This is a genomic window from Parasphingorhabdus sp. (genome assembly GCF_036964675.1).
In the GTDB taxonomy this organism is placed as follows: Bacteria; Pseudomonadota; Alphaproteobacteria; order Sphingomonadales; family Sphingomonadaceae; genus Parasphingorhabdus.
Genome location: NZ_JBALTF010000055.1, coordinates 10,581 through 19,741, shown reverse-complemented (window position 1 = coordinate 19,741; position 9,161 = coordinate 10,581). Strand labels below are relative to the sequence as shown.

Sequence of the window (9,161 nt, the reverse complement as noted above, 5' to 3'; positions counted from 1 at the left end):
CCGGTGAAGGAGCAAGTGACCTTGCGGCTGGACGCCGATGTGCTGCACTGGTTCAAGCAGTCGGGTAGCGGTTATCAAACGAGGATCAACGCTGCGCTCCGGCGATTTGTCGAAGCTGATGATCGCAAGGCGGGATAGGGTTGGCGGCCCTAGCTAGCGCAAGCATATGTGGAGATCGCCACCAATCCAGCGTGTAATGCACGCACCGGTATGAATATTATCGCTATAATCCAGTGCCACCGCAAAGGATTAAGCAGCTGCATCACTAGATAGCCCCAACCGCTTTCCCGGCCGCTTCAAACATCCCCAAAATCTGGTCGACTTGCTCGCTCGTATGTTCTGCGCAGAGTGAACAGCGAAGCAAAGTCATGTTGGCCGGTGTTGCTGGCGGGCGGGCGAGGTTCACATATAAGCCTTCAGCGAGCAAAGCCTGCCACATCATCGCGCCTTTTTCGAGGTCGGGCATGATCACCGCGATAATCGCGCTTTGCGCCTCGGGTGTGCCGAGGGTGAAGCCGAGATCGCGCAGGCCCTGGTGCAGTTTCTTGCTATTCTCCCACAGATGCGCGCGCTTGTTGCCGCTGTGCATCAGCTTGCGGATCGAGGTGCTCGCCGTCGCCATCACGCTCGGCGGCAGGCTGGCGGTGAACACATAGGGGCGGCAAACCAGCCGCAATATTTCAAATTTCGGATGGTTGGAGACACAGAAGCCGCCGACCGTGCCAACGCTTTTGCTGAACGTGCCGATGATGAAATCGACATCGTCAAGCACACCCTGCGCTTCGGCGACGCCGCGGCCATTTTCGCCGATAAAGCCCATCGAGTGGGCTTCGTCGACCAGTATCATGGCGCCATTTTCCTTGCAGACGCGGATCATCTCGGTGAGCGGAGCGACGTCGCCGAGCATCGAATAGACGCCTTCGAGGACAACCAGCTTGCCGGCTTCCGGTGGCAGGCGTTTCAGCCGTTTTTCCAGCGCTTCAACATCATTGTGGCGAAAGGCGACGATCTCGGCATTGCCCATCGCGCAGCCGTCATAGATCGAGGCATGGCTGTCGATGTCGAGAATGACATAGTCGCCCTTGCCGGCGAGCGTGGAGATAATGCCCAGATTCGCCTGATAGCCGGTGGAAAAGACCATCGCATGGTCCATCGCATAAAATTCCTTGAGCGCTTCCTCGCAATCGCGGTGGAGGCTGTAGGTGCCGTTGAACACCCGGCTGCCGGTGGTGCCGGAACCAAATTCTTCCAGCGCTTTCAGGCCAGCCTGACGAACGTCATCGTCAAAGGTCATGCCCATATAATTATAGGTGCCGAGGAGAATGGTTTCCTTGCCATCGCAAATCGCGACGGTTGGCGAAAGCACTTGCTCCATCACCAGCGAAAACGGGTCTTTGACGCCCGTCGCCAGGAGGTTTTCACGCTCCTGGATGAGCGGATCAAATTTACTGAGTAGATCGGTCATTCTTTACTTCCGTTCGTGCTGAGTCTGTCAAACTTTGAGCCACCCGCTCGAGCGACCCTTCGACAAGCTCAGGGCGAACGGGTGTTTCGCTTCAGTTTTCCATCAACTTGGTGACGGCATCGGCGAGCTGGCCGACGCTTTCGATCTCGGCCTGCATGTTCATGGTGATGATGATGTCAAATTCATCTTCGACGGCAGCGACAAAGTCCATGACTGTCAGGCTGTCCCATTCGAGATTGCCCTGAAAGGTCGTGGCTGCCGACAGTTCGACGCCCTTGTTGTTGAACGGCCCGATCAGTTCGCTGATCTTGGCCATGATGTCTTCGCGATTTGCCATATAATGCTTTCCTAGTGTCACTGGCCAAATTGCCTTGCTTGACCTTTGCCAATGGATGCGCCCCATTGGCAAGCGAATAAGGCGCAAAAGTGGCATCAGCTTGCCCAAATGCGTCGTTTGTGCCACCTTCTCGAAAGCATGGGAAAAATATATGGCAGACGACAGAAAATGGCCAGATGATGCGGTCTACGCGCTGCGGACGACCCAGCAACATCATGTTCAGCTGAGCATGATGGCCGACCATAAAGCCAATATGCTGATCGGGGCGACGTTCATCGTCTTTACGCTGGCTGTCGGACAAAGCCGGACCGGCGATCTTTCGCTTCCGCTGCTGATCCTGGCGATAGCCGCCTTTGCTTCCGCTGGCCTGGCCGCGATTGCGGTGATGCCGTCCTTTGCCCCGCGCAAGGATGGCCCGACCAATCTGCTGTTTTTTGGCGGGTTCAGCGGTCTGTCGGAAGAGGAATTTATCGATCATCTGTTGAACGAGGAATTCGAAACACAGGAATCTGTCTACCGCGCGATGCTGCGCGACATTTATCAGATGGGGATATTGCTCGGCCGCAAGAAATACCGCTTTCTCGGCTGGGCCTACCGGGTATTTCTGCTCGGCCTGACCCTGACCTTCATCGCCTATGTTTACGAGCAGTTCGCCGGTCCCATTCTCTGAAGTCTGCTACAGCCAGTCGTTATGCCGATACCATTTAGCGGTATCTTTCAGGCCTTCGCGGGTTTCGATCTGCGCTTGCCACAATTGCGTCGGCAGACGTTTTTGCGGGTCAATCGTCCAGTCATCATGGCAAAAATAGTTGACCCGGTCTGCGGTAAGCTTGGCCTTGTCGCGGCGCACCAGGCGGTCCGCCCTGGCAGCAAGACGCAACAGCGATTTGGGTATGCCGACCGCAGAAATGCGTTTGCCGATCGCCCAGCCGATTGCCTTGGCAAAGCTGGCCTGGGTCCAGCCGCCCGGCTTGCCGTCATCAACTTCATATATCTGGGCCGTCAGATCGTCCTGTTCCGGCAACAGTGCTAGCAGCGCGCGGCACAGGTCCTCGACATGGATGACGGACAGGCGGCCATCGGCATCGGGGGGCAGGGTGACAAATCCCAGCCTGGCCATTTTGAACAGATCCAGAAACTCGCCATCGCCGGGTCCGTAGACAGCGGGCGGGCGGATGATCGTCCAGTCGAGCCCACTGGTTGCGATAATTTTTTCGGCCTTGGCCTTGGTCTCGCCGTAGATCGACAGCAGCGGCTGGGTGGCTGCCAGAGAAGAGACGTGGATGAATCGTTTTGTTCCGGCCCGTTTGGCGGCTTCCACAACAGCCAGAGTCCCGGCGACATTGCCAGATTCAAACCCGGCCCGGTCCGGGGCGTTGACGACCCCGGCAATGTGCAGAATGACATCGGCGCTGCTGCACAAGTCTGCCAGACTCGCTGCATCATCCAGTGCACCGCGCACCCATGTGACGCCGGGACGGTCATCCTGTTTGCGCCGGGTCAGTGCGCGCGCATCATAGCCTTCGCGAACCACCAGATCGAGCATCCGGCTGCCAACAAAGCCGGTCGCGCCAGTGATTGCGATTGTTTTTTGCGAGGGGCCAGCCATGCTGACTAGACCAGCACCATCTGGTTGCGATGCACCACCGCGCTGCGCGGGGCGTAGCCCAGCAGAGCCTCCAATTCGGAACTGCGGCGGCCGATGATCTTGGCACAATCAAGAGCGTCATATTCAGCCAGACCACGCGCAATCGTCAGGCCGCTTGCATCCTTGATCTCGATCACATCGCTGCGAACAAACTGGCCATCAATGGTGATGATCCCTGCCGCGAGAAGGCTGCTGCCGGATTGCAAGGCGGCGACCGCGCCGGCATCGATCGTAATCGTCCCGGCGGAGGTGAGTCGGCCGCCAAGCCACGCCTTGCGGGCATTGGCACCATCTCCGGCCTTGAACAGGGTGCCGACATTGGTCAGCGCATAGCGTTCCAGCGGATGGTCTTCCCGTCCGGAAATGATCGACAGTTCGATCCCGGCGAGATTGGCGATTTTCGCGGCTTCCAGCTTGGATGTCATCCCGCCTGACCCCAGGCCGGATGAGGAACTGCCGTCTGCCATCGCCATGATTGATTCATCGACGGTTTCGACCATGCCGATAAATTGTCCGTGGGTTTCGCTGCCCGGCCTGCGGTCGTAGAGACCGTCTATGTCAGAAAGGAGAAGAACGCGGTCGGCAGCAGCAGCCTGAGCCACCCGGGCGGCCAGCCGGTCATTGTCACCAAAGCGAATTTCGTCGGTGGCGACGCTGTCATTTTCGTTGATCACCGGAATGGCGCGATGTTCGAGCAATTTTTCCAGCGTTGCGGTTGCGTTGAGATAGCGCTTGCGATCTTCCATGTCATCGAGCGTCAGCAGCATCTGGGCGGCAGTGAGCTGATGGTCTCCGAGCAGTTCCGACCACAGGCTGCTCAATGCGATCTGTCCTACCGATGCCGCAGCCTGTGCGTCGGCCAAATTGGCCCGGCCGCCTTTTTCAAGGCCAAGCTTGCGTGCGCCAAGGGCAATCGATCCCGACGAGACGATGATGACATTGTCGCCCGCCTGATGGCGCTTGGCGATATCGGCAACCAGCGTTTTCAGCCATGCCCTTCGGGCTTGCCCATCCTCGCCGACGAGCAGGGAAGACCCGACCTTGACGACAATCGTAGCCCGCTTTGCGGCATTCACAGCGGCGACCAGTCCTTGACTACATCCTCTTCACCTGAGGCGCGCGTTGGTTGGCCCTTGCGTTCGATCGAACTATTCTCGCCAACCGCTTCAAGGATTTTGTCGAGAGCGGCGTCTAGTCCGGCACCGGTTGCACCAGATACCGGCAGAACATGTTCCGCACCGGCGGCGCGCAATTGATCGGCAATGTCGGCCATCAGGTCGTCATCCAGCAGATCTGCCTTGTTGAGCGCCAGTATCTGGGGCTTTTCAGACAGTCCGCCACCATATTTCTCAAGCTCTTTGCTGACCGTTTTCCAGGCCTGGACCGGATCGTCGCCGGTCGCGTCGACCAGATGGAGCAAGATTTTGCAACGCTCGATATGACCCAGAAAGCGGTCGCCAATGCCGGCTCCGTCTGCGGCACCCTCGATCAGTCCGGGGATGTCGGCGAGTACGAATTCACGACTCTTGTGCCGGACAACACCCAGTTGTGGGTGGATGGTGGTAAACGGATAAGCGCCGACTTTCGCGCCCGCGTTGGTCACTTTGTTGATCAGCGTCGATTTGCCGGCATTGGGCAGGCCAACAAGGCCGGCGTCGGCAATCAGCTTGAGCCGCAGCCAGACGGCCGCTTCTTCGCCGAGTTCGCCGGGCTGATGCTGACGCGGTGCACGGTTGGTCGAGCTTTTATAGCTGGCATTGCCGCGTCCGCCGATTCCGCCTTCGAGGAACATCGCTTGCTGACCCTCGTGCGTGAAATCAAGCAACACTTGTTCCTTGTCTTCCGACAATATCTGTGTGCCCACGGGCACCTTGACGATGAGATCTTCGCCACCGGCGCCGGTCCGGTTGCGGCCAGCGCCGCCCTTGCCGCGCGGGGCTTTGAAATGCTGGGCATAGCGAAAGTCAATCAGCGTGTTGAGGCCTTCAACCGCACGAAAGACGATATCGCCGCCTTTGCCGCCATTGCCGCCATCGGGGCCGCCATATTGAATATATTTTTCGCGCCGGAAACTGACAGCGCCAGGCCCGCCCTGACCGGAGCTGACATAGATTTTGGCTTGATCGAGAAAATGCATATTTGTGCATTTAGGGACTAGGCGAGCGAAAGGCTAGGCCTTGGTGCAATATAAAGCTGTTGCCGTGATCCTCCCGCCCGCCGGTTCGGACTATATGCTCAGGCCACCATCGACCGCAAATGCCGCTCCGGTGGCGAATTTGCTTTCGTCGGAGGCGAGATAGACCACGAGATGCGCCGCATCATCCGGTTCCCCCATATGGCCGACCGGCTGAGCCAGGCTGAACAGTTCCTCCGTTTCCGCAGGATTGGGCGTGCCGTCGATAACGCTGCGCACATTGGGCGTCATGATCGTGCCTGGCAGCACGGCGTTGACCCGGACACCGTTTTTCTCGCGCGCACAATAGAGCGCGATGGATTTGGTAAGCATCGGGATCGCGGCCTTGGCGCTGTTATAGGCGACCAGATCGGCGCTGGCGTTAATCGCAGCGGCTGATGAAAAATTGATGATCGATCCGCCGGTCTTGCTCATCAGCGGCAGGGCCGCCTTGCAGCCCAGGAATATCGAGTCGACATCGACCGTGTAACAGCGCCGGAAATCTTCGTAGCTGACGTCCGCTATCGAACCGAAGACCGTTACGGCAGCATTGTTGACCAGCACGTCGAGTCGGCCATATGTCGCCTCGACATGGGCAATCACCTCGCCCCAGCGTTCGGGATCGGTCACGTCCTGCTCCAGAAAATCGACATTGGCGCCAAGTTCAGCCGCGGTTGCCGCTCCGGCTTCCGCATTGTGATCGGTGATCAGCACGCGCGCGCCTTCTTCGGCCAGGCGCCGGGCAGAGGCCTTGCCCAGTCCCATCGCGCCGCCGGTCAGTAATATGATCTTGTCCTGAACCCGTCCCATTGATGCTCCTTGTCCCGGCTTGCGCCGATGCCGTGTTTCGTCAGATTATTCTGCGGCTTCCAGCTGTTCCATCTCGGCGACGCGGGGATCATTGGGAAAGACCCAATCCTCGCCAATCACCTGCTCGACGGCGAGATGTTCCGGCACCCGGTTGAGACCGATCATCTTGTCGCAATTCTGGTGAAAGCTGTAGATGCGCGCTTCCTGATAGCTAAGCGGCACGCTCTTGAAGCCGTCGCTTTCCATCGATTTCTGGATCATTTCACCAAATTGCGTGTCCTCGAGGATGATCGGCGACATATCGCGGCCATTGGGCTTGCTGGCATCCGGCACGGTCCAGAGATCCGGTGCCGGGCCATCGCCCCAGTCCATCGCCATGGTTACCAGTTCCAGCCGCGTCGTATTGAGCGACGTCGGCCAGAAAATCAGCGGCGGGACAAAATAATTGCTCAGCGGCGACACCCAGTTGGGGAACATCGTGTAGCTTTGCGTGCAGGTTCGGCCCAATTCGCCGACCCCTTCAATCTCCTGCCAGTTGGGCGGGCTATCGATGGCCCGGACATGCTCGCGGTCCGTCTGTTCGGGCGCGGGGGCCAGCATCCGGGCATGGCCATTGGGATAGAGTGTGTTCACATTGCGCTTGCTGTCGACCAAGGGCGCGACCGTGTCGGGATGGATGAAGGGCACATGGTAAACCTCCATATTCGCCTCCATCGCCACTTTCCAGTTGCACTTCAGGTCGAAACTATGACGCGCCGCCAGCCTGATCTTGTCAAAGCGGAATTCCTTCCACTCGTCCCAGACCGGCCCGAGCCACTGCTTGAGCGGCATCGCCTCTTCATCGAAATTGACGAAAATCAGATTGCCCAGCATCTCGCATTTGACCGGAATCAGGCTGCGGCAACTCAGATCAAAGTCCGGTGGAAAATCCTGTTTGTCGGTCACACCGACCAGCGTGCCGTCGGTCTTGTAGGTCCAGTTGTGATAGCCGCACATCAGCCGCGGTGCCTTGCCCTTTTCTTGGGTCACCACCGGCGCGCCGCGATGGCGGCAGGTGTTGTAAAAAGCCCGCATTTCACCATCCATGCCGTGCACGATGATGATCGGATCGCCGACCTGCTCCCATTTCATGAAGCATCCGGGTTCGGGGACTTCATCGATATGCGCGGCGAACAGCCAGCTTTTCTTCCACAGATATTGCTGCTCGAGATCGTAATATTCCTGGGACGTGTAACGGCCAGCCGGCATGTCCGGCAGGCGCGGGAAGCCTTCTGGCGGCGCGGTGCGGGAGGCCTCCCATTCCATCAGGCGTTTCATCTGGTCGACATAGCCTTGCGTCATGGGCATGATTCTATCCTCTTCCTGCCAACAGGAAAGACCCGATCCGTGCGCTAAAGTCGATTGGCAAATATGATAGACCGGGTTTTGCCAATAATAGCATCGATCCCTTTCCTATCTTCGCAGGCGCGCTCTCGCTCTAGGCCGCACTCACCCTCACCGGAATCGCGCTCTGCATCGCTTGCCCGGTGATCGGATCGAGATGATCATTGTCGACGATCAGTCTATTGGTCGAGCCGCCCTTGGTCATCACGTCATCCTTGCCGGCCTCGCTATCGCCAAAGGCATGGCTCATCGAGATCACGCCGGGGCGGACTTTGTCGTCCGCCTTGGCCAGACCGAATATCGATGCCGTGGGAGAGGTTATTTCGATGATGGCGCCGTCTTCTATGCCTGCTGCGGCGAGATCGGCGGGGTTGAAAAACGCTGGATTGGTCGGCATTTTTTCGACCAGTTTCGGGAAAGTATGGCCGTTGCTGTTGTAGCGATGCTTGGACCGGCGGGAGATCAGGCGGAAGTCAAAGCCATTGTCGACCGGATCATTGGCGGCATAGGTGATCAGCTCGCTCGGCATCGCCCCGGCATTGAGATCGAATTTTTCGTCGGCGTCCGGATCGGCTGGACCGACGACCGGATGCAATTCCTCATAGGTGATCGCCGCGCCTTTACGTTCCAGCGCCGCCGCATCGGCCTTGGCCTTGCTTGGCTTGAGCAGCGAGCCTTCGGAAATCAGGTCGAGCACGGTGACCTTGTCGGGGCATTCGTCCATCGACACCGGACCGCCGGGGAAATTCATTTCGATGCCCATATGCTTGGCCAGCCACCACAGCATTTCATATTCGTCCATCGTATCGCCGGGCGCGGGAACCATCGCCTCGGTATAATGGCCATATGCTTCCTCGGTGAAGGCGTCGGAGACATTGTTGATGTCTTCCCGCTCCAGACACATGGAGGGAGCCAGGATCATGTCGGCACGTTTGGCACTGGCCGACATCCATGGGTCGACCTGGATGAACAATTCGCATTCTTCCAGCGCACGGCGGACCTTATTCTGATCGGGGAAGGCAATTTCGGGATTGCCGCCGATCGAGATCAGCGCCTTTATCTGGCCTTCGCCGGGCGTCAGGATTTCATCAGCCAGCACGTTGCAGGGCATTTCCTTGCCCAATGTCCCGAGACCGCGAATCCGCGATTTGGCAAAGCCTTCGCCAAAGGTTGCCATTTTCGGGGCAACCTGTGCCTTCTTCGGTCCGCCCATCAGCGGATTGAAAACCATCGGCGCGGAGACCCGCTCGCCTTCCTGATTGAAGCGGGCGCAAAGGATATTGAGCGAGGCCACCAGATATTCGGTGAGCGTACCATTGCCGGCCATTTCCGGACCGGTGCCGGT

The 9,161-nt window shown here is 58.4% G+C and carries 10 protein-coding genes; 2 read left to right on the top strand and 8 right to left on the bottom strand.

The features are described 5' to 3' along the window. Positions 1–3 precede the first annotated feature (3 nt). Entirely contained in the window at positions 4–138 is a 135-nt protein-coding gene (locus V7665_RS10255) for a BrnA antitoxin family protein (RefSeq protein ID WP_442955211.1), read from the top strand. Positions 139–265: 127 nt separating this feature from the next. On the opposite strand, the gene spt is transcribed toward V7665_RS10255, so the two are convergent. Both spt and V7665_RS10245 read right to left on the bottom strand, forming a co-directional pair. Further along, entirely contained in the window at positions 266–1,465 is a 1,200-nt protein-coding gene (gene spt / locus V7665_RS10250; protein WP_335664441.1) for a serine palmitoyltransferase, read from the bottom strand. Between the two features lie 91 nt (positions 1,466–1,556). Further along, positions 1,557–1,802, bottom strand: coding sequence for an acyl carrier protein (locus V7665_RS10245; protein ID WP_335664440.1), 246 nt, complete (start codon positions 1,800–1,802; stop codon positions 1,557–1,559). Between the two features lie 151 nt (positions 1,803–1,953). Here V7665_RS10245 and V7665_RS10240 point away from each other — a divergent pair, with 151 nt between their 5' ends. Continuing rightward, positions 1,954–2,472, top strand: coding sequence for a Pycsar system effector family protein (locus V7665_RS10240; protein ID WP_335664439.1), 519 nt, complete (start codon positions 1,954–1,956; stop codon positions 2,470–2,472). A 6-nt stretch (positions 2,473–2,478) separates the two neighbouring features. On the opposite strand, the gene V7665_RS10235 is transcribed toward V7665_RS10240, so the two are convergent. The 6 genes from V7665_RS10235 to V7665_RS10210 form a co-directional block, all read right to left on the bottom strand. Continuing rightward, positions 2,479–3,411 carry an NAD-dependent epimerase/dehydratase family protein gene (locus tag V7665_RS10235; RefSeq protein WP_335664438.1) on the bottom strand — a complete coding sequence of 311 codons (933 nt, stop codon included), beginning with the start codon at positions 3,409–3,411 and terminating at the stop codon, positions 2,479–2,481. A gap of 5 nt (positions 3,412–3,416) precedes the next feature. After that, positions 3,417–4,526, bottom strand: coding sequence for a glutamate 5-kinase (proB, locus tag V7665_RS10230; protein ID WP_335664437.1), 1,110 nt, complete (start codon positions 4,524–4,526; stop codon positions 3,417–3,419). Beyond that, positions 4,523–5,587: a GTPase ObgE gene (gene obgE, locus V7665_RS10225; RefSeq protein ID WP_335664436.1), complete on the bottom strand. Its 1,065-nt coding sequence runs from the start codon at positions 5,585–5,587 to the stop codon at positions 4,523–4,525. The genes proB and obgE overlap by 4 nt, the downstream gene beginning before the upstream one ends. A gap of 90 nt (positions 5,588–5,677) precedes the next feature. Beyond that, positions 5,678–6,433: an SDR family oxidoreductase gene (locus tag V7665_RS10220; protein ID WP_335664435.1), complete on the bottom strand. Its 756-nt coding sequence runs from the start codon at positions 6,431–6,433 to the stop codon at positions 5,678–5,680. A gap of 45 nt (positions 6,434–6,478) precedes the next feature. Continuing rightward, entirely contained in the window at positions 6,479–7,780 is a 1,302-nt protein-coding gene (locus tag V7665_RS10215; protein ID WP_335664434.1) for an aromatic ring-hydroxylating oxygenase subunit alpha, read from the bottom strand. Between the two features lie 130 nt (positions 7,781–7,910). Further along, a partial coding sequence (locus V7665_RS10210; RefSeq protein WP_335664433.1) for a molybdopterin dinucleotide binding domain-containing protein occupies positions 7,911–9,161 on the bottom strand: 1,251 nt, incomplete at its 5' end.